Genomic DNA, 25,625 nt, shown 5'->3' with positions numbered 1-25,625 from the left:
TCCGTTAATGACGCAATACAACACCATCAAGGCAAGATATCCTGATGCACTTTTGCTGTTCCGCGTGGGAGATTTCTACGAAACTTTTGGGCAAGATGCCATCAGAACTTCTCAGATTTTGGGAATTGTTTTGACTAAAAGAGCCAATGGCGAAGGTCATATCGAGCTGGCTGGATTTCCGCATCATTCCGTGGATTCCTATTTGCCAAAACTTGTGAGAGCTGGATTGCGTGTTGCGATTTGCGACCAGTTGGAAGATCCAAAAACTGTAAAAGGGATTGTAAAACGTGGCGTGACGGAATTGGTAACGCCAGGCGTTACGTTTAACGATCAGGTTTTGAGTTCCAAGAAAAATAATTTCCTGCTTTCTCTTCACAAAGAAAAAGAAAAATATGGATTGGCTTTGGTGGATGTTTCCACAGGCGAATTTCTCGTGAGTGAAGGAAATCTTGAGAAATTGCTTCACATTGTCCATACTTTTGACCCGAGCGAAATTATCTATCAAAGAACCACTGAACTTCCAACTCAATTAAAAAATAAAAGTGCTTTCAAATTAGAAGATTGGGCGTTTCGATATCCTTACGCGTACGAAAAACTGACTGCTCATTTCAAAACGCAATCTTTGAAAGGTTTCGGGATTGAGGAACATAAATTAGGTGTAACTGCAGCGGGAGCAATTTTCGCTTATCTCGTTGAGGATACGCATCACGCACTTTTACAACACATTACAAGAATCAATCTCATTCCGCAAGATGATTATCTGATGATGGATGGTTTTACTTTGAGAAATCTGGAAATCGTTTATTCTGCGAGTCAGCAAGGGAAGTCGCTTTTGGATATTATCGATAAAACCTCTACGCCAATGGGCGGAAGATTGTTGAGAAGACGAATCATTCTTCCTTTGAAAAATATTGGTGACATCAACAGAAGATTGAATCTCATTGAATTTCTTAACAAAGAAGATTCATTGAAATATGAGATTAAGGAATTGTTGAAAGGCATTTCTGATTTGGATAGATTAATAGGTAAATTAGCTGCCGAAAAGATTTCACCGAAAGAATTAGGTTATCTCCGTCAATCGGTTGTCAACATTCAGGAAATCAGAACAAAACTGTTGAAATTTCCAGACGTTTTGGCTTGGTTGGATCCAATTATCAACCTTGATGAATTGATTGATTTTATTACGAATCATTTGAATGATGAGCTTCCGGTCAACATCAACAAAGGAAATGTCATCCGAGAAAAAATTTCTGAAGAGCTAGACCATCTTAGAAATATTCAAAATAAAGGACGTGGTTTCTTGGACGAAATGTGCCAACGCGAAATTGAGAGAACCGGAATCACGAGTCTGAAAATTGATTTCAATGGCGTTTTCGGATATTACATCGAAGTTCGAAATACGCATAAAGATAAAGTTCCGGCGGAGTGGATCCGCAAACAGACATTGGTAAATGCTGAACGTTACATCACGGAAGAACTAAAAGAATACGAAACTCAGATTCTTGGCGCAACAGATAAAATTAGCGCGCTTGAATTCAAACTTTACAGAAATGTCTGCGACAATGTGATGATCTACATCGATCAGTTGCAGGAGAATTCAAAGTTGATTGGTGAATTGGATTGCGCAGTTGGATTGTCAGAATTGTCGGTTGAGGATAATTACACCAAACCGATTCTGAACGATTCTTTCTCCATCAACATTCAAGAAGGACGACATCCAATCATCGAAAAGTCTTTACCATTAGGTGAATCTTACATTCCAAACGATGTTTTTCTTGACAGAGATTCTCAACAAATTATTATGGTAACCGGACCGAATATGGCTGGTAAATCTGCTATTCTGAGACAAACTGCGATTATTTCTTTGCTCGCTCAAATAGGAAGTTTTGTTCCGGCAAAACACGCTGAGATTGGAACTTTAGACAAAATATTTACGAGAGTTGGTGCTTCGGATAATCTTTCTGCCGGCGAATCTACGTTTATGGTGGAAATGAATGAAGCGGCAAATATCCTTAATAATATCTCGGACAGAAGTTTGATTTTGCTTGATGAAATCGGGCGTGGAACGTCCACTTACGACGGTGTTTCCATCGCTTGGGCAATTGCGGAATATCTCCATCAACATCCAACGCAACCGAAAACTTTATTTGCGACGCATTATCACGAGCTGAACGAAATGTCCATCAATTTTGAGAGAATCAAAAATTTCCACGTTTCCATCCAAGAAGCAAAAGGAACAATTATTTTCTTGAGAAAATTAATTTCTGGCGGAAGCGAACACAGTTTCGGAATCCACGTGGCGAAGTTGGCTGGAATGCCTTCGAAAGTGGTGAATCGTGCGAATGAGATCTTGAAAACTTTGGAATCCAGCCGGTCAACTCAAGATTCTGGCGACAAGATAAAACGTGTAACCGAAGAAAATCTTCAACTTTCGTTTTTCCAATTGGATGATCCTGTTTTGGAAAATATCCGCGAAGAACTCACAAAAATTGACATCAATACTTTGACGCCAATTGAAGCTTTGATGAAGCTGAACTCCATTAAAAAGATGATTGGGAAGTAATTCTATTTAATTTTTTCCACCGCGACCGTATCCACTTTTTTATCTGAAGAAAGTGCGCTGGAATCTACACCTTGATTTCTCATATGTTCTGCGCTGTGATCATCTTTGCGTTGTTCACGCTTGTCTTTATCGGGAATACAACTGGTTGCTAATAATGCTATTGAACTGATTAATAATAACTTTTTCATAATAATAAGATTTGGTTGTGATTTTATTTTCAAAAATTGAACCGAAATTTTATTAATCGCTAAAATTTGCTGTCAGCGGAACTGTGAAGTAACATCTAACGTTTTCACCATTTATCATTCCCGCTTTCCATTTGGGTTTCATTTTTGAAACAGCGCGCATTGCTTCTTTATTGAAACTCTCATTCTCACCTTTTGCTTTGATATTGGAAACCATACCGTCTCTCTCAACTATGAACCTCACATTTGTGACAAAAGTACCCTTTCCGTGAACTTTTCTAATTCTAAACTTTTTCATAATATCTTTTTTGAACTGCTCGTCCCCTCCTTGATATTCTGCTCGGGCTTCGGTCGAAATTATTGAATCTTTTGTTTGAGAGAAAACAAAACCTCCTAATAATAGAAAACAAAATAAGATTAAATTTTTCATAGTTATTTTTTCAAAGATATTCATTAACAGAAATTAATTCAAGTGTCAAAGTTATTTTTTAAATTTGAATATGAAGATTTTAATAAAATTCCTTTTGCTCGTTTTTCCTTTGACAATGAATGCGCAAGTTCAAAGCGAGGTTTCATTAATCAAATATGAAGATCTCGAAAAACATCTCCAACAATCAAAAGACAAGTTTGTTGTAGTCAATTTTTGGGCGACCACTTGTGCGCCTTGTGTGAAGGAACTACCTCATTTCATCGAAGTCAACAAAGAATATTCCCAAAATCCGGATTTCAAAATGCTGTTGGTTTCACTTGATATGGCGAGAGACAAACAGAAAGTTCTTAATTTTATCAAAACAAAAAATCTGAACGCAGAAGTTGTGATTTTGGATGATGTCAAGCGGATGAACACTTGGATTCCGAGATTTCAAAAAGATTGGGAAGGCGAGATTCCAGTCACATTATTCTATAAAAATGGAGAAAAAGTGTTCTTCAAAAATGGAGAAATGTCACTTCAAGAATTGAAAACTGCTATCGAAAAAAATTATAAATAGCTTATGGCTAATGGCTTTTAGTTATTGGCTTTTAAAATTAATTAAATCATCAAAATAAAATATTATGAAAAAAATAAAATGGCTTTCGTTTGGATTAATATTAATCCTCGGATTATTAAGCTTTTCATCCATTAAAAACATCAATTCCGGATATCAAGTTGGCGACGAAGCGACAGATTTCAAACTGAAAAACATCGACGGAAAAATGGTTTCTCTCAGCGATTACAAATCTGCAAAAGGCTTTATTGTGATTTTCACTTGCAACCATTGTCCGTATGCGAAAAAGTACGAGGACAGAATCGTTGCGCTCGACAAAATGTTCAAAAGCAAAGGCTATCCGGTGATTGCCATCAACCCGAACGACGCAACTGTACAACCTCAAGATGGATTTGCAGAAATGCAGACGAGAGCGAAGGAAAAAAGTTTTACCTTCCCCTATTTGGTGGACGAAGGTCAGAAAATCTACCCAATTTATGGTGCTACGAAAACGCCTCACGTTTACATTCTGAAAAAAGAAAATGGAAAAAACATCGTGAAATACATTGGCGCTATCGACAATAATTACGAAAATCCAAAAGACGTTTCCGAATTTTACGTGCAAGATGCGGTAAATCAATTATTGAAAAATGAAGCGGTAAAAACGGAGAAAACCGTCGCCATTGGGTGTACGATCAAAGTGAAAAAATAAAAAAATCGAGGTAATAATTGCCTCGATTTTTTGTTATGTTTTATAAACTATTGCTGTGAAAATTAATTTTAAATTCAATCTGAAAAACTTTCTCATTGCTGTCGCCATTTTCTTGGTAGAAGTTCTCATCGCTACGAAACTCAAAGATTGGTTTTTCGTGAGAGCTTATCTGGGCGATGTTTTCGTGGTTATGCTGATGTATTACTTCATCAAAGCATTCATTGAAATCAATTCAACAAAATTGATTGTTGGAATCTTTATTTTCTCCTGCCTTATTGAGTTTGCACAATATTTCCATTTTGCAGAACTGCTTGGTTTCAAAGACAACCGATTGATGATGATTGTCCTCGGCAACTCATTCAGCTGGATTGATATTCTGTGTTACTTTGCTGGATGTGTGATTTTATTTTTACTCACAAAAATTAAATCGGAATAAAAACAACCGCAGCAACCGCAGCCAAACCAATGATTATAGATGATAAAATATCTGGTTTTTTGATTTCCCGCACATTGCTTTTTTCAATTTCTACCATTTCACCGGTTTTCGATTTTCCGTAGATTTTTGTAGCGTCTATTTTTACAATTTCTACTTTGTAAACTTTCGCATCATTGGTTTGAACTGTATATTTTTTATAAAGATCCAACTTGTTGTCGTAAAGTGGTTTTGTAGGAGAGACAACTCTAGTTTGGCAAGACACCGCCAACATCAAAATTGCAAATACCCAAATAATTTTTTTAGAAAATTTCATTATATTTTAAAATAATTAATTATTGATTCAAAGTTATTAAAATAAACCCTTATTTTGTATTAATATCTTGAGAGATAAGCCAAGCTTCACTCCAGCAAGCCTGAAAATTAAATCCGCCGGTAACTGCATCTATATCAAGAACTTCGCCAGCAAGGTAAAAATTCGGAAGAATCTTGGAAGTCATATTTTTAAAATTAATTTCTTTCAAATCTACACCTCCAGCTGTCACAAACTCATCCTTGAAAGTCGATTTTCCCGACACTCTCAATTTTTTTTGACAAAGATACTCAAAGATATGATTCATTTCTTTGCCAGAAAGATTTGCGATCTGTTTTTCCGGGTCTATTTTGCAAACTTCCAAAATCTTGTTCCAAAAACGATTGGTCACATCAAATATTTTCGATTGTCCAACGGTTCTTTTCGGATTGCTGTTTTTGAAATCTTTGAACTGCTTTTCAACTTCCGAAATTGGTGTTGAGATAAAATTAACTTCAATCTCAAATTGATATTTCAATTGCGCCAATTTTCTCGCTTCCCAAGCTGAAATTTTCAAAACTGCAGGTCCGGAAAGTCCCCAATGTGTGATGAGAAGTGGACCTGATTCTTCGGTCTTCAAACTTGGAATTTGGATTTCTGCATTGGCAAAACTAGTTCCCGGAATATCTTTCAACAAATCATCTTTGATATTAAAAGTAAACAACGACGGAACAGGCTCAATTATTTTATGTCCAAGATTTTCAATAATTTTCAGTGACTTTGGAGAACTTCCTGTCGTATAAATCACAATGTCAGCAACAAAATCACCTTGTTTTGTTTTGATTAAATATTCATCGTCTTGTTTAATGATTTCCGAAACCGAAACCTGAGTTTTGACCTCGAATTTTTTATTCCGAACTTCATCTATCATTGCATTGATGATGCTTTGCGAAGAATCTGTGGTCGGGAAAACCCGATTGTCTTTTTCAATCTTCAAAGGAACATTTCTGGTTTCGAACCAATCCATCGTGTCGCCTGGCTGAAACTTTGTGAAAACACTAAGTAATTCTCGGTTTCCTCTTGGATAAAACTGAACCAAATCTCTTGGGTCAAAACAAGCGTGCGTCACATTGCATCGTCCGCCACCAGAGATTTTCACCTTCTGCAAAACATCGCCGTTTTGTTCAAGAATCGTGACGTAATATTTGTTCTCATCAAGATTTGCCGCTGTGAAAAAACCAGCTGCTCCTCCACCTATGATGATTATTCTTTTCTTTTTTGACATTAATCTAATTTTCTGCAGTAACAAATATGTCTCGCCTTTGTTACTTTGTATTCGATGCACAAAATTACATTTTTAAAATCCACCTCAAATGGTTAATTTTGAAGAATCTTAAAAATCTAAAAATGTCTGTATATTATCATAAATTTGAAGTAAGATGGAGCGATATCGACGCCAACCGTCATTTGGGGAATTCCACTTATGTTGACTATTGCTCGCAAACGAGAATGGCTTTTCTCAACAAAAACAAAATCGGTTTGACGCAACTCAACCGTTGGGGCGTTGGTCCCGTGATGATGCACGAGAAATATTCTTTTTTTAGAGAAATATATGCAGATCAGACGGTTTATGTCGGTTTGGAAGTCGCTTCGATTTCGGAAGACGGTTCTATCTATCAGTTTGTTCACAAGTTTTATCTTCCAGACGGAACGCATTGTGCAACGGCAGAAGCGACCGGAGTTTGGATTGATATCATGCTAAGGAAAATCACTACGCCACCAGAAGACATCATCTTGGTAATGAATGAATTCAAATCTGAAAATGTGAATATCATCACAAGAGATTTTTTGAAAACGTTACCTTTCCGACCGGAGAATATCAGCCCGGACATATTCAAATAAATGATTGATGATAATCGATAAAAGATTTTTTTCGCTTGTCATTAATCAATCATCACTAATCAATTATCATTTATAAAAAATGCTCGAAGATAAATCACAAGAACTCACGCCTATTTCCAAATTGGGAGAATTTGGTTTGATAAAACATTTGACGGAAAATTTCCCGATTGTTCAGAATTCAACGAAACTTTCCATCGGCGACGATGCGGCGATTATTGATGCGGAAGGTCAAAAAGTTGTAATTTCAACGGATATGTTGGCGGAAGGTGTTCATTTCAATTTGGGCTATGTTCCATTGAAACATTTGGGCTACAAATCTGTTGTTGTCAACCTCAGCGATATTGCCGCAATGAACGCAACGCCTACACAAATCTTGGTTTCCGTTGCTGTTTCAAACCGCTTTCCGGTGGAAGCTTTGGAAGAAATCTATGATGGAATTGCATTGGCTTGTAATCGATATAAAGCTGACTTAATTGGCGGAGATACAACAAGTTCCAACGCTGGCTTGGTGATAAGCGTAACCGCGATTGGTCTTGAAAAAGAAGAAAATATTGTCAAAAGAAATGGCGCAAAACCGAATGATCTTTTGGTCGTGACCGGCGATTTGGGAGGCGCTTATCTTGGATTACAAATTCTTGAAAGAGAACATTCGGTCTATCTTGCAAATCCAAATATGCAGCCGGAAATGGAAGGCTATGACTACATCCTTGAAAGACAACTGAAGCCTGAGGCAAGAACGGACATCAAGAAAAAATTAGAGGAATTAGATATTTTGCCAACATCTATGATCGACGTTTCTGACGGTTTGGCTTCGGAGATTCTTCATTTGTCAGATCAATCGAAAGTTGGTTTCAATGTGTATGAAGAGAAATTACCAATGGACGAAACTATGATTCACACAGCAGATGAATTGAACCTTAATCCTGCAATGGCGGCCTTAAACGGTGGCGAAGACTATGAATTATTGTTTACCATTTCATCGTCGGATTTTGATAAGATCAAGAATCATCCAGACTTTACCATCATAGGTCACGCAACTGAAACCAATGCCGGAAACTTCCTGATTGCGAGAGGTTCCAATCAATTGATTCCTTTGACAGCACAAGGTTGGGATGCATTCCTAAACAAAGAATAATTTTTGGAATAGAACTTGTAAAACACAAATAATATTTAAAATATAAAAACGATGAAAATTATAAAAATTTCTGCTCTAGCTATTACAGCATTTGGAATCACGGCTTGTGTGACAAATCCTGTTACAGGAAGATCCTCTATTCAAATTGCTAACAATTCTCAGATTGCAACGGCAGCTGCAGCAGAATACAGAACTACACTTTCTGGAGCCAAAGTGGTGACGGGAACTGCAGATGCCAATAGAGTAAAAAATGTTGGCGCGAAAATAAAAAATGCGGCTTATGCTTATTACAAATCGATTGGTAGAGAATCTGACTTGGCAAATTACAGCTGGGAATTTAACCTAATCCAAGATGCTCAGCTCAATGCATGGTGTATGCCTGGCGGTAAAGTAGCTTTCTACACAGGAATAATGCCAATTTGCAAAGACGAAAACGGCGTTGCTGTTGTGATGGGACACGAGGTTTCTCATGCGCTTGCTGGCCATGGCAACGAGAGAGTTTCTCAAGCAATGATTGCACAATACGGAAGCTCAGCACTTGGAAGTGGAACGAGTAATTCTCAGTTAATTAATATCGTAAAACAAGTTTATCCTTACGCCTCACAAGGTGTTTTGCTAAAATATGGCAGAAGTCAAGAGTTGGAAGCAGATCAAATGGGACTTTATCTGATGGCAATGGCAGGATATGATCCTAGAACGTCTACTTCATTCTGGCAAAGAATGGAAGCGGCTTCTACTGGTAACAGAGCACCAGAATTTCTATCGACGCACCCCAATCCGCAAAATAGAATCTCGGATTTGAATGCCAATATGCCAAAAGCGTTGGAATATTACAAAGCAGCTGGAGGTAAGCTTTAATTCTTTATATTAGTATTTTAAAAAAATATAGAGATGAAAAGTTTAACATTTACTGGAATCGTATTATTACTATTAGCGTTTGTTCTTTTTTACTTTAATGAAAATTTTACTGTAATCAGACTTTTTGAACCTGTTCCATTGATGGCTATTTTATTCGGTATAGGAATCGGATTAATCATTGGAGGTTCTGTGGGATATGTTAGTAAGGGAAATGCAATAAAAGAAGCCAAAATAAAGCAAGAACTTAAGCAACTTCAGAAAGAAAAAGCGGAATTTGAAAAACAGAAAATTGACAATAATCTAAACAGCGGAAATTTCTAATTTATAGATTTCTGATAAATTGGCCAGGCGTTGTACTGGTGTATTTTTTGAAGATTTTGTTGAAATAAGTAATATTATTAAAACCTGTAGCATAGCAGCTTTCTGCTATGCTTTTTTCTTGAGAAAGAAGAATGCAGGCCTTATCGATACGGTATCTGTTGACAAACTCTACAAAAGTAAGCGAAGTGGCTTTTTTGAAGAAATTACAGAATGCTGGCTTCGTTAGGTTTGCTAGATCTGCTGCTTGCATAATATCGATTTCATTTTGATAGCCATTTTCCACGTAAGTAAAAACAGCTTCTAGTCTAGTTCTGTTTCGGGATACAATGGTGTAAGGCATCACTTCTGTATTCATCAATTCAAAATCTTCCGTTTTTGAAAGATCAAATAGAATCTCTAAAAGTAACAGATATCTTGCGTAGCCTTCTGTTTCTGCGATTTTTTTCAGTTTAGGAATCATCTCTTTTTTCACTTTGGATGAGAAAAGAACGCCGTATCTGGCAATTTCTAAAAGTTTTTTGATGGAATGGCTGTCCGGCTCGCTATCGGGCAAAGATAGAATCTCCTCTTTGAATAGGATTACGATTTCCTCGTGCGGATCTGTAGCATTGAGTCCAAACCCAGAATGCGGAATATTGGAACCAATCAAAGCAAGCGCACCGTCCTCGAAGTGGCTTTTGTGATAGCCCACGTGGCGGGTTCCCTTGCCGTGTAGAACACAAACAATCTCAATCTCAGAATGATAGTGATACTTCCAGTTGAGTTCCGAGATGGGAACATCCTTAATGTGAAGTACTCGAAAAGAGCTATTTTCATCCGGAGAAATATGTTCAAGAATAACTTTCATTCCAGTTAATGTTATTGTGGAGCAAAAATAAACAAAACATATTAATATTGTTCTGTTTTTTATTTATTCTGTTAAAAGAAAATTGAGTGATAGCCTTTACTTTTGTAAAACAAAATCAATTTCTCACAAAGAATTGAGTTTGTGAATTTTTAAGGTCTATATATGAAAAAGGCTGGAAATTAATTTTTCCAGCCTTTTTACATTTTATATTGATGTCTTAGTTAAAGTTGTATCCAATACCAACGATAAACATACTTGGACGGTTGTCATAACGAACAACTGTATCGCCACTTGCAATGTCAATCACTTTTCTTGAATCCTTAGAGAAAGCGCCTTCATATCTTGCATTGATAACAAACTTTGAAAGTGTTGCTTGAGCTCCAAACTGGTAACCTACGGTAAATTCGTTTTCAGCATTTACTCTTAATTCATTGTAAGTTTTCTCTCCAGATAGATTGTAAGATGCAACTGGACCTGCAAATGCAGCCAATTTTCCAAGAAGGAAATTGTGACCTACCAATACAGGCACATCAATACGATTGCTCTTTGCTTCCACAGTCACATCATCTACAGTCAAACTGTTTTTAAAAGTTGTGTAATAGATTTCCGGCATTACAAACCAGCCACCAACCGGAGATCCGATTTTTGCAGCCAATCCAACATTGAAGCCAGCTTTGTTTTCTCCTTTGTTTTCCCAAGCACCCACAGCAGTACTTTCAATGTCTTTCCACTTTGCAGATGAAGTGTTAAAAAGGGCATTTGTTCTCAATCCAAATGTTACTTGCGAATAAGCAAAAACACTTGCCAATACTCCAATGGTACTAATCAGTTTTTTCATTGTCTTCTGTTTTATTATTTGTTAAACTTGTTTGATCGTTTTCTAGCATAAATTCTCTCAGCTGCTTGAACAGTTCTGATGAATAGACGAAATCCAAAAGATTTTTGTTTTTCGCAGTCGCTAGGATATCTTTATTCCCTTCCCATTCTTTGATTCCCAAACGAAGGTAAAGGATTTTCTCACCAATGGTCATCACAGAGTTCATATCGTGTGTATTGATAATGGTGGTTGTGTTATATTCTTTTGTAATTTCCAGTAGTAGATCATCTATGACATTGGAAGTGTAAGGATCCAGTCCGGAGTTGGGCTCATCACAGAAGAGGTATTTTGGGTTGTTGACGATTGCTCTTGCAATGGCCACCCTTTTTTGCATTCCTCCGGAAATCTCGGATGGGAATTTTTTGTTGGCCTTATCAAGGTTTACTCTACCAATTACCTCAAGAACTTTTCTCTTTTTCTCGCGATAAGTCAAATTGGTAAACATATCCAGAGGAAAACTGATATTCTCCTCCACAGTCATAGAATCGAATAATGCACTTCCTTGGAAAACTGTTCCTATCTCTGCACGCAGACCTTGCTTCTCCTCTCTCGACATATTCATAATATCTCTGCCATCAAACAAAATTCCTCCGCTGGAAGGCTCATAAACGTTGAGAAGCGATTTCAGAAAAACGGTTTTTCCAGATCCACTTTGCCCGATGATTAGATTCACTTTTCCGGTTTCGAATGTCGTTGTAATGCCTTTCAAAACTTCAACATCTCCATTGAAGCTTTTTCTTAATTCTTTAACTTCTATCATTAGCTTAGGAACATCTGGGTTAATAATAAATTCATAATAATCACTGCAATCATAGTCCAAACCACAGCTTGTGTGCTTGCACGCCCTACTTCTAAGGATCCTCCTTTTACGTTGTAACCAAAATAGGCGGGGATGGTTGCAATAAGAAAGGCAAAAACTGCTGTTTTCAGAAAAGCGTACCAAATAAAATATGATGGCATATACATTTGGATTCCCGTGATATAATCTCCAGTAGTCCAGCTCCCTGTAGCCCATCCAGCAACATATCCGCCCCAAATTCCAACAACAATACTAATTGCAATCAAAATCGGGTTGAAAACAACACTAGCTACAATTTTAGGCAATATTAAAAAATTAGGTGAATTAACACCCATAATGTCAAGAGCGTCTATCTGTTCTGTCACACGCATAGTTCCGATGCTGGATGCAATGTAAGAACCTACTTTTCCTGCAAGAATTACTGAAATAATGGTAGGAGAAAACTCTAAAATCAATACTGTTTTTGTAGCATATCCGACAAAACTATTAGGAATAGGAAAAGATGAAGCATCAAAATTATTGAACATCTGAATCGCAACAACGGCGCCTACAAAAAATGAGGTAAAAAGTACCAATCCAAAAGAGTTGACTCCCAAATCGTAAAACTCTCTTACTAGGAGTTTCAGATATACATTTCTTTTTTGCGGTTTGCTGATTGCTTTTCCCAACAGCAAAAAATATTCACCAATAGCTTCAAAAAATTGTTTTAACATACAGCAAAATTAGTTCTTTTTCTGATAAAATATCAGCGTGCATTTTTATCTCCAATGATGAGTAAAAGTACGGTTTTCAGAATGATTACAATATCCATGCTAAAACTCCAGTTTTTCACATAAAAGGAGTCGGCGAGTATTCTTTTTTTCATTCCGATATTCATATCACCTTCATCGCCGCGCAGTCCACTCACTTGTGCCAAACCAGTAATTCCTGGTTTCACCATACTTCTGAGACTGTACCGGCTGATTTTCGGCTTGTAGAAATCATCCACCAAAAGCATATGCGGTCTTGGCCCTACGATGGACATATTGCCAATCAAAACATTGATGAATTGCGGCAACTCATCCAGACTGGTTTTTCTAAGGAATTTTCCGATAGACGTAATCCTGTCATCATCTACGGAAGTAGTTTTGTCCGATTTGTTATTCTCAGACTTCATCGTTCGGAATTTGAGACAATCAAAAACCTCATCGTGGTAGCCATATCTTTTCTGAACAAAGAAAACGGAACCTTTGGAATCATTGAGTTTGATTAATAAAATAATAATCGGGAAAAGCCAAGAGCAAATCCCAATCAAAACGATGATGGAAAATATCAAATCAAATAATCTCTTAATCGTAAGATTCGTAAAAAAGTCCAGCGGATACTTCGCCTGAGACAAAATCGGGACGGTTTCTATATAATTGAACTCATATTCAAAAAAATCATTCTGAATGATGTTTGGGACGAGCGAAATTTTCACTTTATTAAGTTCTGCCTGTTTGAAAAGCATATTCTCAAAAGACTTCTCCAAACAATGCTCCGATGGTAGAAAAATTGTGTGAATCCCGTGGTCTTTCCAAAATTTAATCAAATGCTCAATCTGCGACGGATTGTCATTATAATCATAGATTTTGAATCCATAATCTTTTCTTTGTCGGATGATGTCTCTCAAAATATCAGAAGATGCACTTTCCCCTATGAACATTATATTTCTGTGATTAATACCTTTACTTCTAAGATATTTCAGAAGAAAAAATATAAAACTTTTGATAGGAATTACCACCAGCAAAAGAATGCCTGCAAGATAGAATCTTTCGGTTTTTAGAAAATCGTTCATGCTGACTTTACCCAGCATCACGACGCCCAGAAAGAAGAAAAAAACGTGGATTAAAATCCGCTCCAGAAAAATGGTGTACGTTACGTTTCTCGGGATGTGATACAGTCTTGTCCTCCCACTCAGCAACAGCCAAAAAAAGCACAGAAGTATGATGGACAAAAGATTTTGCTCCATCGTTTCGGAATCATATTTGACTTCAAAGTTTCTCCAATAATAAATCACAAATACAGATGATACCAGAATCATATCCAGTAAAATCACAAATGTTTTGAAATATCGAGAATATCGAAGTCTTTGCATAAATCAAATTTAAGGAATATTCAGATACTTATGCGTTTGGATGGAAGATCTCCATTTTGGATTTTCCAGAATGAAATCTGTGATTTTCGGGTACATTGCATCACGCTTGCTCCACTCGCTTTGAAGATAAAGTTCACAGTTCTCATTCACCTTTTCGCCTTGCTCTTGGGCAAATTTAAAATCATTTTGATTGAAAATAATCATCTTCAACTCACTTGCTTCATTGTAAATATCCGCCAAAGGAAGTCCTGTTTTCTTTGGAGACAATGTGATCCAATCCAAATGTCCACTCATTGGATAAGCGCCAGAAGTTTCAATATGAATGGTGCAACCCAATTCTTTCAGTTTCGAAGTTAAGATCTCAAGATTCCACATCAATGGTTCACCTCCTGTGAGAACAATGGTTTTGCAATATTTTGCGGCTGTTTCTGCAATTTCTTCTGTATTCATCAATGGATGAAGGGTTGGATCCCAACTTTCCTTCACATCGCACCAATGGCAACCGACATCGCAACCGCCAAGACGAATGAAATATGCGGCTTTCCCAGCGTGAAATCCTTCACCCTGAATAGTGTAAAAATGCTCCATCACTGGGAGCATTTTACCTTCTTTTAATAAAATATCTTCTTCTTCCTTAGTCATTATAAACCGAAGTTTTATAGGCAATGATGGTATTTTTCATCAGCATTGCACGCGTCATTGGTCCTACGCCACCCGGAACTGGCGTGATCCAACTTGCTTTTTCTGCGCAGCTTTCAAAATCTACATCGCCTGCAAGATGATAACCTTTTTCTGAGTCATCATCTACTCTTGTAATCCCAACATCTACAATCACTGCGCCTTCTTTGATCATTTCTTTTTTCAAGAAATTGGGATCGCCCAAAGCAGTTATGACGATGTCGGCTTGTTTTGTATATTCTTCTATATGTTCTGTGTAAGAGTGCGTTAGCGTCACTGTAGAATTTCCTGGGAAGTCTTTTCTTCCCATCAGGATGCTCATTGGTTTCCCAACGATTCTACTTCTACCGATAATCACACAATTCTTACCTTTGGTTTCGATGTTATATCGTTCCAATAATGTCAATATTCCAAATGGTGTCGCTGGTAAAAACGTATCCATTTCCAAGGCCATTTTTCCGAAATTTTCCGGATGAAACCCGTCCACATCTTTTCTCGGATCGATTGCCATAATGATCTTTTCCTGATCGATTTGTTTTGGCAAAGGCAATTGGACGATGAAGCCATCTATATCTTTCGACTTGTTCAGCTCATCGATTTTTTCCAATAGTTCCGATTCTGAAACGGTGCTTGGAAATTTGATCAACGAAGAACTGAATCCAACTTCCTCACAATCTTTCACTTTGCTGTTGACATAAGCTTTGCTTGCGCCATTGTTTCCAACTAGGATTGCGACCAAATGTGGCGCTCTTCTTTTGTTGGCGAGGATTCTTTCAACTTCCTCTTTGATTTCAGCTTTTACCTCTTTTGAGACCTTAAGTCCGTCTAGAATTTGTGCCATTTTTACTTTCTTTTTACTTATTGATTAGATTTTTATTAATAAAAGAAACTTCATCAAAGGTTTCTGAAATTCCAAAAATAATGAAACCTTTCTCTTTCAATATTTTTAGAACCCTTAATGTTTTTTCTTTACCATTTTCAAAAAACCGGTCGTGAAATTCTATCAAAATCTGACCGATGAATATCTCCGATTTTACAATATTTTCCAAAACATCATATTCCGAACCTTCTATGTCCATTTTCAGAATATCAATTTTTTGATGTCCCAGAAAATGAGCTGTATCGTCCAATGTTTTCAACTGAACATCGATTCCGTTTTCGAGATCGATATTGCTCTGTTCTACAACACTTCCAGAAACAAAATCCGGATTTTTTGGAAAATAGAATGTCGCCATTCCTGTTTTATCACTCATTCCAAAATCATAAAATCTGAACTTCTCGGGAAGAGTCTGCTCAGAAATCCATTTCACAGATTTTGGTGTCGGGTCAAATCCATAAACGTTGGCATTATATTTTTTGATGATTTCTGTATCAAAAGAAACATCTTCTCCAATTCCGAATGAATAAACCACCGAGTTTTCATCCACAAAATCTGTAGCCACGAAGAAGCCGCCATAGTCATTGCCAAACCATTTTTTGGAAATGCTGATTTCCTTTTTCAAATGCTTGGTTTCTCCGCTGAAAATCAATTTAAAATAATTAATCTTCCTCTTGATTTTATCTTTGAATTCCCGACTCAGCATCAATTATTTATTTCCTTTGTAATAATTGATCAAGCCATTTGTAGAGCTATCGTGTGTTTCCACATTTCCTTCTGCTTCCAATTCTGGAAGGATTTTCCCAGCCAATACTTTTCCTAATTCCACACCAAATTGGTCAAAACTAAACACATTCCAAATCACACCTTGAACAAAAATCTTGTGCTCGTACAAAGCAATCAATTGTCCTAATGTAAATGGCGTCAATTCTTTAAACAAGAAAGAATTGGTTGGCGTGTTTCCTGCAAAAACTTTGTATGGTAAAAGAAATTCTGTTTCTTCTTCAGTTTTTCCTGATGATTTTAATTCATTGAAAACCTCATCTTCAGTTTTCCCAAAAGCCAAAGCTTCTGTCTGTGCAAAATAATTTGCCAATAAAATATCCTGATGTTCTCCAACTTCATTCGGCGACTTTGCATAAGCAATGAAATCTGCAGGAATCAATTCTGTTCCTTGGTGAATCAATTGGTAAAATGCGTGCTGACCGTTGGTTCCTGGTTCTCCCCAAATGATTGGACCTGTTTCGTACTCTACAAATTCCCCATTTCTGTCCACCGATTTTCCGTTGCTTTCCATATCACCTTGTTGCAGGTAAGCTGAAAAACGATCCAAATATTGAGAATATGGCAAAATCGCATGAGTTCCAGCGGCATAAAAGTTACGGTACCAAATTCCTAAAAGTCCCATCAAAACGGGAACGTTTTTATCTAATTCTGCAGTTTGGAAATGAACATCTGTATCGTGAGCGCCTCTTAATAATTGTTCGAAATTTTCATAACCAACGGACAAAACAATGCTCAATCCAATCGCACTCCAAAGTGAGTAGCGACCGCCCACCCAATCCCAGAATTCGAAGATATTTTCTTCTGCAATTCCGAATTTTTTAACCGCTTCGATATTTGTAGATAATGCAACGAAATGTTTGGCAACATCTTCATTTTTTGCGCCAGATTTCAAGAACCATTCTTTTGCAGAATTGGCATTGGTCATTGTTTCCTGCGTTGTAAATGTCTTAGATGCCACAATGAACAAAGTCGTTTCCGGATTAAGGTCTTTCACAACTTCTGCCATATGATTGCCGTCCACATTGGAAACAAAATGTACGTTCAATCTTGTTTTGAAATGTTTCAATGCAGAGCAAACCATCACTGGTCCAAGGTCTGAACCTCCGATTCCAACATTCACCACATCTGTGATTTCTTTTCCTGTAAAACCTTTGTGAGAACCAGAAATTACCGATTCTGAAAAAGCTTTCATATGATCCAAAACCTTTTTGATGCCCGGTTTGATGTTTTCGCCGTCCACCAAAATCTCTTTATCAGAAAAATCTCTCAATGCTGTATGAAGCACTGCTCTACCTTCAGTCTCATTGATTTTGTCGCCGGAACACATTTTTTCGATGGCTTCTTTCAGCTGAGTTTCTTCCGCTAATTTTAGTAATAAATCCAGCGTTTTTGCATCAACCAAATTTTTAGAATAATCAAAAAGATAGTTTTCTGTTTCTAATGAAAATTCTTTGAAACGATTGGGATTATACTGGAACAAAGTTCTCAATTCGAAATCGTTGTTGGCAAATTGTTGATTAAGCGCTTTCCAGGCGGAAGTTTGGATTGGATTTATTTTTGGTAACATTCTTTTTAAGGCTTTAAATTTAAAATAGATCTTACAGTGAATGCTGTAAGATTTGCAAATTTAAGAAAAATAAGCCATTTCATTTTAATAACCAATAGAATAAACTACGTCTGAAAACTTATCCGCAAGACTATAAAATCAAGATTAGTTTTCAAATCATCAATTAATTTTCTGCCATTTTTCCGTTTCCATTAATTTTTCAATATCATCATAGAACTTCACAAGACCCAATGTTCCCATTTCACCATTATCATAGATTGTTTTTTTCTTTCCTTTATCATAAGTAATTGTAGTTTCTATAGAAGAATGGTCACAACATCCAATTGAATAGACATTTTTTAAATTAGTAAAATCAATATCATTAAGATGTTTTGAAAATGTTTTAAAATTTTCTGATTTGCTGCCCAAATACTTTCCTTCCAATTTTTTATAAAATTTAGAATCCAGTATAATTGAATCTTTTTTTAAATTCAGTTTAAATTCTTTTCTTGGTGCATAACCTCCAAATTTTGTTAAAGTTATCACTTCAATATTGTGTATTTGATCTGATTTTGAAAACTCAGTTATTTGATTATTCTTTAGCATTAAAGTGTCAAATTCTAGAATGTCATTTCTATCGTCAATGTTCTTTTTGAAATTTATCAACTTAATAAGGTTTTGATTTTTATCAGATATGATTTTGGCAGAAAAAATATTATAAACTCGTTTTTTTCCAGGATTCAATAATTTATATCCTTTAGAATTACTTAATAAAAGAATACAATTTTTTGAATCATCTTCATATAAAATCTTCACAACTATTCCGTCATCCACAATTTTTTTATGTTTTAAATTCACAAGATAATCTTGTTTTCCGTCGTTGTTTAAGTCAGTCTCATAAATTGGTTTAAGATTTTCTCTCTTTATAATTTTTCTAAAAGATTGTATAGAATCAATAAAATTTTCCCCATATAAAAATTCTGTTTTTAATTCCATTGATTCAAAGCCCTTTTTTGAATGGATGATTTCTAAAACCTCCTTCTCATTTAGATTTTTTTTCTCACAAGAGAATATAAAGAAAAGGCCTAAAAAAAGAATTACTATTTTCATAATATAAGTCTGTAAATTTAAAATAGCTAACTTCTCAAATTTAAGAAAAATCAATAACTTCTTTTTTAATTTCTTTTGCTCAAAATATGACAATTGTCTTGACAAATCACAATTGAAACTTTGAAATTAAAACTAACTTTACCATCAAATAAAGATTATGGATGATTTTATGGCTGCCCGTTCGCAGATGGCAGTTTCTCTGGGATTCCACATCATTTTTGCCTGCGTCGGGATGGTGATGCCGTTTCTGATGGCGTTTTCTCACTACAAATATCTCACGACCAAAGACGAAGTTTACAAAGGACTTACCAAAGCATGGAGCAAAGGCGTGGCGATTCTATTTGCAACTGGCGCAGTTTCTGGGACGATGTTGTCTTTCGAACTCGGTTTGCTTTGGCCAAAGTTTATGGAACACGCAGGACCTATTTTCGGAATGCCGTTCTCATTGGAAGGAACAGCTTTTTTCATTGAAGCAATTGCGATTGGTTTCTTTCTTTATGGCTGGGAAAAATTCAACAAATGGTTTCATTGGTTTTGTGGCGTTGTGGTCGGCGTGAGCGGATTAGCTTCCGGAATTCTCGTGGTTGCCGCGAATGCGTGGATGAACAGTCCAGCAGGTTTTGATTATATTAATGGTGAATATCTGAACATCGATCCTATCAAAGCGATGTTCAACGAGGCTTGGTTTCCGCAGGCTTTTCATATGACAGTGGCCGCATTTGCAGCGACTGGATTTGCGGTTGCAGGAATTCACGCTTTGATGATTTTGAAAAAGAAGAATGTGGTTTTCCATACCAAAGCATTTAGGATTGCGGCAGGATTTGCAATTATCGGAGCATTGTTGGCGCCTATCAGTGGTGATGTTGCGGCGAAATCTGTTTCGAAAAGACAACCCATAAAATTAGCGGCAATGGAAGCGCACTTTGAAACCGAAAAAGGCGCAAGCTTCGTCATCGGCGGTATTCCGGATGAAGAAACCGCTGAAGTAAAATATGCGATAAAAATCCCGAAAGTTCTAAGCTTTCTGGCGGACGGTGATTTTAATTCTGAAGTGAAGGGTCTGAAAGATTTTCCAAGAGACGAATGGCCTCCGGTTGCGGTAGTTCATTACGCTTTTCAGATTATGATATTTTTTGGAATGGTGATGATGGGCATTGGAATTTTGTATCTGATTGCCAGTTTTTGGAAGAAACATTGGCTCACAAAATCTTGGTTTTTGAAAATGTTTGTCGTGGCAATTCCATTCGGATATATTGCTTTGGAAGCCGGTTGGACCGTGACCGAAGTGGGAAGACAACCGTGGATCATCTACGGAATAATGCGAACCATTGATGCGGTGACACCGATGCCGGGAATCCAGTATTCGTTTTATTTTTTCACATTGATTTTTATGTCTTTGTCATTAATTATCACATTTTTGCTTTTAAGACAAATCAAAATGGTGCCGAAACTATATGATCCTACCGATCCTAACTATGATCCTAAAGGCGATAAACATTAAAACTTAAAAAATGATCTACGTTGTAATTGCATTTCTGTGGGTTTCGATTTGCCTGTACTTGATAACGGGCGGTGCGGATTTTGGCGCTGGCATCATCGAATTGTTTTCGAGAAAATCCTACCGGGACAAAACGAAAAAAATAATGTCCAAATCCATCGCACCCATTTGGGAAGCGAATCATATGTGGCTCATCATTGCGGTGGTGATTTTATTTGTGGGTTTCCCTACGATTTACACGACGGTTTCTACCTATCTGCACATTCCTTTGGTTTTGATGCTGGTTGGAATCATAGCTCGAGGAACGGCTTTTACCTTTCGAAATTACGACGCGGTAGAAGACAGCTGGCAAAAACTGTACACTCAGATTTTTTATTACTCCAGTTTGCTGACGCCTTTTTTCCTAGGAATCATCGCTGCTGCAACCATTTCCGGCTCGATAGATACGGAAGCTAAAGATTTTCTGAGTCTTTATATCTTCAGTTGGTTCAATCTTTTTGGAGCTTGTGTCGGGTTTTTTACCGTTTCACTTTGTGCATATCTGGCGTCGTTGTTTTCTCTCCACGAGGCGAGATACAGCGATGCTTTGCCCATTATGATTCGCAAAACCAGACAAACTGCTTTGTACGTTGTGGTGACAGGAATTTTGGTTTTCCTAAGCGCTCATTATTCCGACATTCCTCTGTTGCATTGGATTTTCTCCAAAGCATTGGGAATCATTGCGATCACACTGGCAACCGTGAGTTTACTCTTTACCAACGAGTCTATCAAAAAAAGTAACTTCCTAATTGCAAGAGTTTTGGGTGGATTTCAAATTGTAATGATTCTTGTAGCGGCAACCTATCAGCATAATCCCGACATTATTCTTTTTGCCAACGGAACTTCGCTTTCTCTTTTTGATGAAAGTGCGGCGCCAAAAACAATTGAAGCTCTCGGCTGGGCACTACTTTTGGGAAGTATTTTCATTCTTCCGTTTTTGTTTTATCTGCTTTTTTCATTCGGTGCGAAAAGAAATAAAAATTAAAAATCTCCGTTTCTGAATCTATATTTTTAATTTGAATACTGATGAAATCGTCTTTTCAAAAATTTCTAAAAACAGAAATTAAGAAGATTCCATTTGACTTTAAAAACAATAATAATTTTGCATATGAAAAAGATACTTGCCATTGTTGCAATTAATTTGAGTGTATTTGGATTTTCACAAGCCTGGACGGGCGCTGGTGATCAAAAAGCACAAGCTGGAATCAATGTTTGGGGATTGGGAACCGGAATTGCTGCGACCTATGACTATGGACTCAACAGTTTGATTTCCGTAGGTGCAGGCGCCAATGTTTACTTTAATGAAAAGGACGACAATCCATTTGTGTTTGCCAGAGTAGGCTTTCACTTGCAAGAGACTTTGGCGTTGCCACCAGAATTGGACATCTATCCAGGTGCTAACGTTGGCGTTGCTGGCAGAAACTTTGGTTTGGGCGTTTACATTGGTGCCAGATATTTCTTCACAGAAAATTGGGGCGCGTTTGTAGAAGCTGGGAATAATGGAAGTTTCGGGGTTTCTTATTCTTTCTAAATATTGATTAAAAAATAGAAAAGCTTCTGAGATTCAGAAGCTTTTTACTTAATAGATTTTGACAGTTTTATTTGCCCATCTCTTTCTCAATTTTTTCTATCATTTTTTCAGCATTTCCATTGGTTCCACCAAGACTGATCGCTTTTTTGTAACTTTCTAATGCTAAATCATATTGCTTATTTGTAAAATAGGCTTCTCCTAAACTATCGAAAAGATTAGCATCTTTCGGGAACTCGTTTGTAGCCAATTTGAATATCATGATGGACTCAATATTTTTTCCATTCCTTAGTAGTTCATATCCTAATTTATTCAGTTCTCCGGGATTCTCAAAGCTATATTCATTTTTATAATTTTCTTTCAGTGAATAATAATGTTCAACAGCTTTATTTACATCATTTAGAGATTCCTTTCTTATTGCTTGATAGACAGATTTTTTAGGAACTTCGTAATCTTTTCCTAACATCAAATTATGAATCAGATGTCCTAAATCCCAAACTCTATTCAGATTGTTTGATACTAAAATTATCGTAATATTATTTTTAAAATCATTTAAAAAGATGGATTCAAATTTATACGAAACGCCATTGTGCCTTTGTAATTCTTCTTTTTCAAAATATCTGCCGAGTGAACCGCCTTCGTCTTTCGCGTATGGATTATTCAACAGCGTTTGAAAGGATTCTTTTGATATTAAACGGTTATGATTCATCGCATCAATCCATTTATAGAGGTCATTGATATCGACCCAAAGCCAGCCACTAAGAAAATTCATTTCCGGACATCGCACATTGTCCATATCATAACAAGATGTTCGATTTTTATAACCAAATTTTGGATCAAACACTGAATTGGTCATTTTCAAAGGTTTAACGATATTTTTAATGACAAATTCTTGAAATGACATTCCGCTTACCTTTTCAATGATTCTTCTTTGTAAGAATACATTGCCATTGTCATACTTGTAATTGGTTCCGGGTTCAAACAACAAGTTATCGCTGCTTCTCAAAATTTTCCAAGCATCTTCATCAGTTACCGAACTTAAGCCTGACTCTATTTTAGGAATTCCACTGGCATAATTAATCAAATGTCTTGTCGTCACTTTTTCTGCCCATTTTGGTAATCCTAAATTAAATTTTGAAATCGGGTCATCAAGATTAAGAAGACCGCGTTCCACCAAAATCATGATGGAAACCGCATTGAATTCCTTTGCAATAGAACCAATGTTGAATATCGATTTGTTATTTAAAACCGTTTGTTTCGTTTCATCTGTAAAACCAAATGATTTTTGATAGATGATTTTATTATTTTTAGAGACAAGAACATTGCCGGTGAACAAACCTCTTTCATAAGATTTTGCCATTAAAGAATCTATTTGATTCGCATACGATAACTCTTTCTTCAATTTGTCTCGGTTGCCTAAGACATTCACGGTTTGTGCAAAAGTGCTTATTGATAAAAGCAGGATCAAAATTAAATGTAGTTTTTTCATTTTATAACTATTTTTTTAGTTATTGACATAACAACTGAAAAGAAGCATTTATTACATCGGAAAAGTAATTTTTCATTAAAAAAAAGCATTCCTAGTTAGGAATGCTTTTTTTTTAATCAACTTCAATTGGATTGTTATAAAATGAAATCTGCTTTTTGAGTCGGGTTTCTTCTTCCTTCAGTTTTTTCATTAGTTCAACATCTTTCTCATCAAACGATCGCAACATTTGACTCATCGGATTTTTTCGATATTCAGCTGATCTTTTTTCAAAAGCAGATTTGGGAATTTTTTTTGCCTCTCCCATTTGAGATTCCAAGTAATTCAATTTGTTTATCTCAATATTATGAGTCAGTTTTTTATTGCCTTTTAAAATCCAAGAATAATTGTTGCCGGAATCTTCCAGTTTTATAACTAATCCTGGCAAACCGGAAAATTTATATGGTCCGTCCTGGATTGGAATATCTGTTGTAAACCAAGCGATCCAGCTTCTGCCTCCAAAATTAGTTGTTGCTTTTTGGGCATTGTAAATTTCGATTTTCTCCTTTTCATTTGTAATATTCCATTTTAAATTTGGCTTTTCCGAATAGATGTAATATTCCGAGATTCCTATAAAATCTTTGAAACCAAGATTCCCATCTTTGAATTTACTAATTCTATAACTTAGCAATGGCGGTTTCTTCGTCATTAATTCTTTATCTATCTCAGCTCCAAATTCTCTAGCTTTTTTGATATTTGCAGTCAAAACCGAATCGTATTCTAACTGTTTGTAAGGCAGAAAAAGTGACTCATCTTTTGCAACATCCAAAACCATCATTTCTTTTTCTGTTGTTGCAGAATCTTTGTTCGGCTTGTAAGTCAGTTCATAATAAAACCGATGAACTTGGGAATTCACAGAAATTAATATTAATAATGAGCTTAAGGCTAAAATTTTTTTCATCTGTTGTGTATTTTTTTTATTTCAATTTCAGATTCCTATTCTGTGGCGGAAGCGGAACGTAGCCATCATCATTGATGACTTTTGGGAACTCGTTGTTTTCCCATCTGGTTTTGGCTTCCTCGATTTTTTCTTTTTCTGAAGAAACGAAATTCCAATAGATGTTTCGAGTTTCCGGAAACGGCTCGCCTCCGAAGATGTAAACCGTCGATTCTGGCTTCAAAATGAAATGACAGAGTTTTGCATCTTTTGCAATCAAGATATGTTTTGGATTGTAAAGATTCCCTTCACTTTCGATGTTGCCTTCCAAAATATAAAGCGACGATTCTCCGAAAAGATAATCGCCTAAAATGATTTCCTGATCGTCCACAGATGTATTTTTCACTTCAAGAAAATATAGTGGTGAGTAAGTCGGAACCGGTGATTTGCGACCAAGGATTTCTCCTGCAATCAATTTGTAATCTACACCATTGTCTTTCCAGCTTGGGATGTCTTCTTTATTAATATGAAAAAACTCTGGCTCCATATCTTCCAATTCTTTTGGCAAAGCGACCCAAATTTGCAATCCGTGAAGGTTTTTGTCTGTGGTTCTGAGATATTCTGGCGTTCTCTCGGAGTGTGCAACGCCTTTTCCTGCAGTCATCCAGTTTACTGCGCCTTCCTTGATTTCAATTTCTGTCCCGATGGAATCTCTGTGCATTATGCTTCCTTCGAAGAGAAAAGTCAAAGTGGAAAGTCCGATGTGCGGATGAGGTGGAACATCCAGATTTTCATAATCTTTGAGCGCCGCCGGCCCCATATGGTCGATAAAAACAAACGGACCAACGCTTCTTTTCTGAGAAAACGGCAACAATCTTCCCACCAAAAAGTTACCAATATCTGCGGCGCGCTCCTCAATTATCATTTGAATATTTGACATAATTTCTATTTTAATTTAAGATTTAAAATTACTGATTAAAATTTAGATTCACACGTGAATTGTTTATCGAATCTTCCGCAGCCCGACTTGAACGGAGCTCATTTTTTTGTGGCTGGAAAGCAAAGGCAAAAATAGCGGGAGTGGAAGGCGGAAAAGCTGCCCAAATAAATTAATATTTCGACAATGAATGACTTTTTGACAAAGATTTTTCGTTGG

General features: G+C 36.5%; 28 protein-coding genes. 11 read left to right on the top strand and 17 right to left on the bottom strand.

Annotated features, from left to right (window positions below; genetic code table 11):
* Nucleotides 1-7: 7 nt before the first annotated feature.
* Entirely contained in the window at nucleotides 8-2,563 is a 2,556-nt protein-coding gene (mutS, locus tag B0I22_RS10640) for a DNA mismatch repair protein MutS (RefSeq protein ID WP_133945175.1), read from the top strand.
* A gap of 2 nt (nucleotides 2,564-2,565) precedes the next feature.
* On the opposite strand, the gene B0I22_RS10635 is transcribed toward mutS, so the two are convergent.
* Nucleotides 2,566-2,751: a hypothetical protein gene (locus tag B0I22_RS10635; protein WP_133944648.1), complete on the bottom strand. Its 186-nt coding sequence runs from the start codon at nucleotides 2,749-2,751 to the stop codon at nucleotides 2,566-2,568.
* A 52-nt stretch (nucleotides 2,752-2,803) separates the two neighbouring features.
* Nucleotides 2,804-3,178, bottom strand: a complete 375-nt coding sequence (locus tag B0I22_RS10630; protein WP_166668220.1) for an energy transducer TonB — start codon at nucleotides 3,176-3,178, stop codon at nucleotides 2,804-2,806.
* Nucleotides 3,179-3,248: 70 nt separating this feature from the next.
* Between B0I22_RS10630 and B0I22_RS10625 the strand changes: the two genes are divergently transcribed.
* From B0I22_RS10625 to B0I22_RS10615, 3 genes are all read left to right on the top strand, one after another.
* On the top strand, nucleotides 3,249-3,737 hold the full coding sequence (locus tag B0I22_RS10625; RefSeq protein WP_133944644.1) for a TlpA family protein disulfide reductase: 489 nt from the start codon (nucleotides 3,249-3,251) through the stop codon (nucleotides 3,735-3,737).
* Nucleotides 3,738-3,801: 64 nt separating this feature from the next.
* Nucleotides 3,802-4,425 (top strand): thioredoxin family protein, encoded by a 624-nt coding sequence (locus tag B0I22_RS10620; RefSeq protein ID WP_133944642.1) that lies wholly within the window; start codon nucleotides 3,802-3,804, stop codon nucleotides 4,423-4,425.
* 55 nt (nucleotides 4,426-4,480) lie between these two features.
* Nucleotides 4,481-4,861, top strand: a complete 381-nt coding sequence (locus B0I22_RS10615) for a ribosomal maturation YjgA family protein (RefSeq protein WP_342772856.1) — start codon at nucleotides 4,481-4,483, stop codon at nucleotides 4,859-4,861.
* Here the strand turns inward: B0I22_RS10615 and B0I22_RS10610 are convergent.
* Together B0I22_RS10610 and B0I22_RS10605 are read right to left on the bottom strand one after the other, a co-directional pair.
* Complete coding sequence (locus B0I22_RS10610; protein ID WP_133944640.1) at nucleotides 4,848-5,174, bottom strand: bacteriophage spanin2 family protein; 327 nt, start codon at nucleotides 5,172-5,174, stop codon at nucleotides 4,848-4,850. The two genes, B0I22_RS10615 and B0I22_RS10610, sit on opposite strands and share 14 nt — an antisense overlap.
* Before the next feature lie 49 nt (nucleotides 5,175-5,223).
* Nucleotides 5,224-6,435: a BaiN/RdsA family NAD(P)/FAD-dependent oxidoreductase gene (locus tag B0I22_RS10605; RefSeq protein WP_133944638.1), complete on the bottom strand. Its 1,212-nt coding sequence runs from the start codon at nucleotides 6,433-6,435 to the stop codon at nucleotides 5,224-5,226.
* Nucleotides 6,436-6,557: 122 nt separating this feature from the next.
* Here B0I22_RS10605 and B0I22_RS10600 point away from each other — a divergent pair, with 122 nt between their 5' ends.
* The 4 genes from B0I22_RS10600 to B0I22_RS10585 all read left to right on the top strand — a co-directional run bounded on the left by B0I22_RS10600 (nucleotide 6,558) and on the right by B0I22_RS10585 (nucleotide 9,366).
* Nucleotides 6,558-7,052 (top strand): acyl-CoA thioesterase, encoded by a 495-nt coding sequence (locus B0I22_RS10600; RefSeq protein WP_133945171.1) that lies wholly within the window; start codon nucleotides 6,558-6,560, stop codon nucleotides 7,050-7,052.
* 79 nt (nucleotides 7,053-7,131) lie between these two features.
* On the top strand, nucleotides 7,132-8,187 hold the full coding sequence (thiL, locus tag B0I22_RS10595; RefSeq protein ID WP_133944636.1) for a thiamine-phosphate kinase: 1,056 nt from the start codon (nucleotides 7,132-7,134) through the stop codon (nucleotides 8,185-8,187).
* A gap of 51 nt (nucleotides 8,188-8,238) precedes the next feature.
* On the top strand, nucleotides 8,239-9,045 hold the full coding sequence (locus B0I22_RS10590) for a M48 family metallopeptidase (protein WP_133944634.1): 807 nt from the start codon (nucleotides 8,239-8,241) through the stop codon (nucleotides 9,043-9,045).
* Nucleotides 9,046-9,078: 33 nt separating this feature from the next.
* Nucleotides 9,079-9,366 (top strand): hypothetical protein, encoded by a 288-nt coding sequence (locus B0I22_RS10585; protein ID WP_133944632.1) that lies wholly within the window; start codon nucleotides 9,079-9,081, stop codon nucleotides 9,364-9,366.
* A gap of 1 nt (nucleotide 9,367) precedes the next feature.
* Here the strand turns inward: B0I22_RS10585 and B0I22_RS10580 are convergent, their stop codons facing one another.
* The 10 genes from B0I22_RS10580 to B0I22_RS10535 all read right to left on the bottom strand — a co-directional run bounded on the left by B0I22_RS10580 (nucleotide 9,368) and on the right by B0I22_RS10535 (nucleotide 19,002).
* Nucleotides 9,368-10,213, bottom strand: a complete 846-nt coding sequence (locus B0I22_RS10580) for an AraC family transcriptional regulator (RefSeq protein ID WP_133944630.1) — start codon at nucleotides 10,211-10,213, stop codon at nucleotides 9,368-9,370.
* A 217-nt stretch (nucleotides 10,214-10,430) separates the two neighbouring features.
* Nucleotides 10,431-11,051 carry an outer membrane beta-barrel protein gene (locus B0I22_RS10575; RefSeq protein WP_133944628.1) on the bottom strand — a complete coding sequence of 207 codons (621 nt, stop codon included), beginning with the start codon at nucleotides 11,049-11,051 and terminating at the stop codon, nucleotides 10,431-10,433.
* Nucleotides 11,035-11,850, bottom strand: coding sequence for an ABC transporter ATP-binding protein (locus tag B0I22_RS10570; protein WP_133944626.1), 816 nt, complete (start codon nucleotides 11,848-11,850; stop codon nucleotides 11,035-11,037). The genes B0I22_RS10575 and B0I22_RS10570 overlap by 17 nt, the downstream gene beginning before the upstream one ends.
* On the bottom strand, nucleotides 11,850-12,602 hold the full coding sequence (locus tag B0I22_RS10565; RefSeq protein ID WP_133944624.1) for an MlaE family ABC transporter permease: 753 nt from the start codon (nucleotides 12,600-12,602) through the stop codon (nucleotides 11,850-11,852). Before B0I22_RS10565 ends, B0I22_RS10570 begins: the two co-directional genes overlap by 1 nt.
* Nucleotides 12,603-12,634: 32 nt before the next feature.
* A complete protein-coding gene (locus tag B0I22_RS10560) occupies nucleotides 12,635-14,005 on the bottom strand; it encodes an exopolysaccharide biosynthesis polyprenyl glycosylphosphotransferase (RefSeq protein WP_133944622.1) in 1,371 nt (456 codons plus the stop codon).
* A gap of 9 nt (nucleotides 14,006-14,014) precedes the next feature.
* Nucleotides 14,015-14,647, bottom strand: coding sequence for a 7-carboxy-7-deazaguanine synthase QueE (locus B0I22_RS10555; RefSeq protein WP_133944620.1), 633 nt, complete (start codon nucleotides 14,645-14,647; stop codon nucleotides 14,015-14,017).
* A complete protein-coding gene (locus B0I22_RS10550) occupies nucleotides 14,640-15,524 on the bottom strand; it encodes a bifunctional 5,10-methylenetetrahydrofolate dehydrogenase/5,10-methenyltetrahydrofolate cyclohydrolase (protein ID WP_133944618.1) in 885 nt (294 codons plus the stop codon). The genes B0I22_RS10555 and B0I22_RS10550 overlap by 8 nt, the downstream gene beginning before the upstream one ends.
* Before the next feature lie 13 nt (nucleotides 15,525-15,537).
* On the bottom strand, nucleotides 15,538-16,266 hold the full coding sequence (locus B0I22_RS10545; protein WP_133944616.1) for an FkbM family methyltransferase: 729 nt from the start codon (nucleotides 16,264-16,266) through the stop codon (nucleotides 15,538-15,540).
* A gap of 3 nt (nucleotides 16,267-16,269) precedes the next feature.
* Nucleotides 16,270-17,913, bottom strand: coding sequence for a glucose-6-phosphate isomerase (gene pgi, locus B0I22_RS10540; protein WP_133944615.1), 1,644 nt, complete (start codon nucleotides 17,911-17,913; stop codon nucleotides 16,270-16,272).
* A gap of 159 nt (nucleotides 17,914-18,072) precedes the next feature.
* Complete coding sequence (locus tag B0I22_RS10535) at nucleotides 18,073-19,002, bottom strand: DUF6438 domain-containing protein (protein WP_133944614.1); 930 nt, start codon at nucleotides 19,000-19,002, stop codon at nucleotides 18,073-18,075.
* 157 nt (nucleotides 19,003-19,159) lie between these two features.
* Between B0I22_RS10535 and B0I22_RS10530 the strand changes: the two genes are divergently transcribed.
* The 3 genes from B0I22_RS10530 (at nucleotide 19,160) to B0I22_RS10520 (ending at nucleotide 22,070) form a co-directional block, all read left to right on the top strand.
* Nucleotides 19,160-20,503 (top strand): cytochrome ubiquinol oxidase subunit I, encoded by a 1,344-nt coding sequence (locus tag B0I22_RS10530; RefSeq protein ID WP_133944613.1) that lies wholly within the window; start codon nucleotides 19,160-19,162, stop codon nucleotides 20,501-20,503.
* A gap of 10 nt (nucleotides 20,504-20,513) precedes the next feature.
* A complete protein-coding gene (locus B0I22_RS10525) occupies nucleotides 20,514-21,524 on the top strand; it encodes a cytochrome d ubiquinol oxidase subunit II (protein WP_133944612.1) in 1,011 nt (336 codons plus the stop codon).
* A 123-nt stretch (nucleotides 21,525-21,647) separates the two neighbouring features.
* Nucleotides 21,648-22,070, top strand: a complete 423-nt coding sequence (locus tag B0I22_RS10520; protein ID WP_133944611.1) for a DUF6646 family protein — start codon at nucleotides 21,648-21,650, stop codon at nucleotides 22,068-22,070.
* 67 nt (nucleotides 22,071-22,137) lie between these two features.
* Here B0I22_RS10520 and B0I22_RS10515 read toward each other — a convergent pair whose 3' ends face one another.
* The 3 genes from B0I22_RS10515 to B0I22_RS10505 form a co-directional block, all read right to left on the bottom strand.
* Nucleotides 22,138-23,556: a serine hydrolase domain-containing protein gene (locus tag B0I22_RS10515; RefSeq protein ID WP_133944610.1), complete on the bottom strand. Its 1,419-nt coding sequence runs from the start codon at nucleotides 23,554-23,556 to the stop codon at nucleotides 22,138-22,140.
* Nucleotides 23,557-23,668: 112 nt separating this feature from the next.
* Entirely contained in the window at nucleotides 23,669-24,493 is an 825-nt protein-coding gene (locus B0I22_RS10510; RefSeq protein WP_133944609.1) for a GLPGLI family protein, read from the bottom strand.
* A gap of 16 nt (nucleotides 24,494-24,509) precedes the next feature.
* Nucleotides 24,510-25,409, bottom strand: coding sequence for a pirin family protein (locus B0I22_RS10505; RefSeq protein ID WP_133944608.1), 900 nt, complete (start codon nucleotides 25,407-25,409; stop codon nucleotides 24,510-24,512).
* Nucleotides 25,410-25,625 lie beyond the last annotated feature (216 nt).

This window comes from Epilithonimonas xixisoli (genome assembly GCF_004365655.1).
GTDB lineage: Bacteria > Bacteroidota > Bacteroidia > Flavobacteriales > Weeksellaceae > Epilithonimonas > Epilithonimonas xixisoli.
This window is presented reverse-complemented; position numbering and strand designations above follow the sequence as displayed.

Excerpts from the sequence above, each read along its gene's own strand:
- B0I22_RS10525 (WP_133944612.1), top strand. The coding sequence starts at position 20,514 with ATGATCTACGTTGTAATTGCATTTCTGTGGGTTTCGATTTGCCTGTAC.
- B0I22_RS10565 (WP_133944624.1), bottom strand. The coding sequence starts at position 12,602 with ATGTTAAAACAATTTTTTGAAGCTATTGGTGAATATTTTTTGCTGTTG.
- B0I22_RS10625 (WP_133944644.1), top strand. The coding sequence starts at position 3,249 with ATGAAGATTTTAATAAAATTCCTTTTGCTCGTTTTTCCTTTGACAATG.
- B0I22_RS10560 (WP_133944622.1), bottom strand. The coding sequence starts at position 14,005 with ATGCAAAGACTTCGATATTCTCGATATTTCAAAACATTTGTGATTTTA.
- B0I22_RS10505 (WP_133944608.1), bottom strand. The coding sequence starts at position 25,409 with ATGTCAAATATTCAAATGATAATTGAGGAGCGCGCCGCAGATATTGGT.
- B0I22_RS10580 (WP_133944630.1), bottom strand. The coding sequence starts at position 10,213 with ATGAAAGTTATTCTTGAACATATTTCTCCGGATGAAAATAGCTCTTTT.
- B0I22_RS10630 (WP_166668220.1), bottom strand. The coding sequence starts at position 3,178 with ATGAAAAATTTAATCTTATTTTGTTTTCTATTATTAGGAGGTTTTGTT.
- B0I22_RS10620 (WP_133944642.1), top strand. The coding sequence starts at position 3,802 with ATGAAAAAAATAAAATGGCTTTCGTTTGGATTAATATTAATCCTCGGA.
- B0I22_RS10570 (WP_133944626.1), bottom strand. The coding sequence starts at position 11,850 with ATGATAGAAGTTAAAGAATTAAGAAAAAGCTTCAATGGAGATGTTGAA.
- B0I22_RS10585 (WP_133944632.1), top strand. The coding sequence starts at position 9,079 with ATGAAAAGTTTAACATTTACTGGAATCGTATTATTACTATTAGCGTTT.
- B0I22_RS10520 (WP_133944611.1), top strand. The coding sequence starts at position 21,648 with ATGAAAAAGATACTTGCCATTGTTGCAATTAATTTGAGTGTATTTGGA.
- B0I22_RS10550 (WP_133944618.1), bottom strand. The coding sequence starts at position 15,524 with ATGGCACAAATTCTAGACGGACTTAAGGTCTCAAAAGAGGTAAAAGCT.
- B0I22_RS10510 (WP_133944609.1), bottom strand. The coding sequence starts at position 24,493 with ATGAAAAAAATTTTAGCCTTAAGCTCATTATTAATATTAATTTCTGTG.
- B0I22_RS10575 (WP_133944628.1), bottom strand. The coding sequence starts at position 11,051 with ATGAAAAAACTGATTAGTACCATTGGAGTATTGGCAAGTGTTTTTGCT.
- pgi (WP_133944615.1), bottom strand. The coding sequence starts at position 17,913 with ATGTTACCAAAAATAAATCCAATCCAAACTTCCGCCTGGAAAGCGCTT.
- B0I22_RS10530 (WP_133944613.1), top strand. The coding sequence starts at position 19,160 with ATGGATGATTTTATGGCTGCCCGTTCGCAGATGGCAGTTTCTCTGGGA.
- B0I22_RS10545 (WP_133944616.1), bottom strand. The coding sequence starts at position 16,266 with ATGCTGAGTCGGGAATTCAAAGATAAAATCAAGAGGAAGATTAATTAT.
- mutS (WP_133945175.1), top strand. The coding sequence starts at position 8 with ATGACGCAATACAACACCATCAAGGCAAGATATCCTGATGCACTTTTG.
- B0I22_RS10605 (WP_133944638.1), bottom strand. The coding sequence starts at position 6,435 with ATGTCAAAAAAGAAAAGAATAATCATCATAGGTGGAGGAGCAGCTGGT.
- B0I22_RS10635 (WP_133944648.1), bottom strand. The coding sequence starts at position 2,751 with ATGAAAAAGTTATTATTAATCAGTTCAATAGCATTATTAGCAACCAGT.
- B0I22_RS10515 (WP_133944610.1), bottom strand. The coding sequence starts at position 23,556 with ATGAAAAAACTACATTTAATTTTGATCCTGCTTTTATCAATAAGCACT.
- thiL (WP_133944636.1), top strand. The coding sequence starts at position 7,132 with ATGCTCGAAGATAAATCACAAGAACTCACGCCTATTTCCAAATTGGGA.
- B0I22_RS10590 (WP_133944634.1), top strand. The coding sequence starts at position 8,239 with ATGAAAATTATAAAAATTTCTGCTCTAGCTATTACAGCATTTGGAATC.
- B0I22_RS10610 (WP_133944640.1), bottom strand. The coding sequence starts at position 5,174 with ATGAAATTTTCTAAAAAAATTATTTGGGTATTTGCAATTTTGATGTTG.
- B0I22_RS10600 (WP_133945171.1), top strand. The coding sequence starts at position 6,558 with ATGTCTGTATATTATCATAAATTTGAAGTAAGATGGAGCGATATCGAC.
- B0I22_RS10555 (WP_133944620.1), bottom strand. The coding sequence starts at position 14,647 with ATGACTAAGGAAGAAGAAGATATTTTATTAAAAGAAGGTAAAATGCTC.
- B0I22_RS10535 (WP_133944614.1), bottom strand. The coding sequence starts at position 19,002 with ATGAAAATAGTAATTCTTTTTTTAGGCCTTTTCTTTATATTCTCTTGT.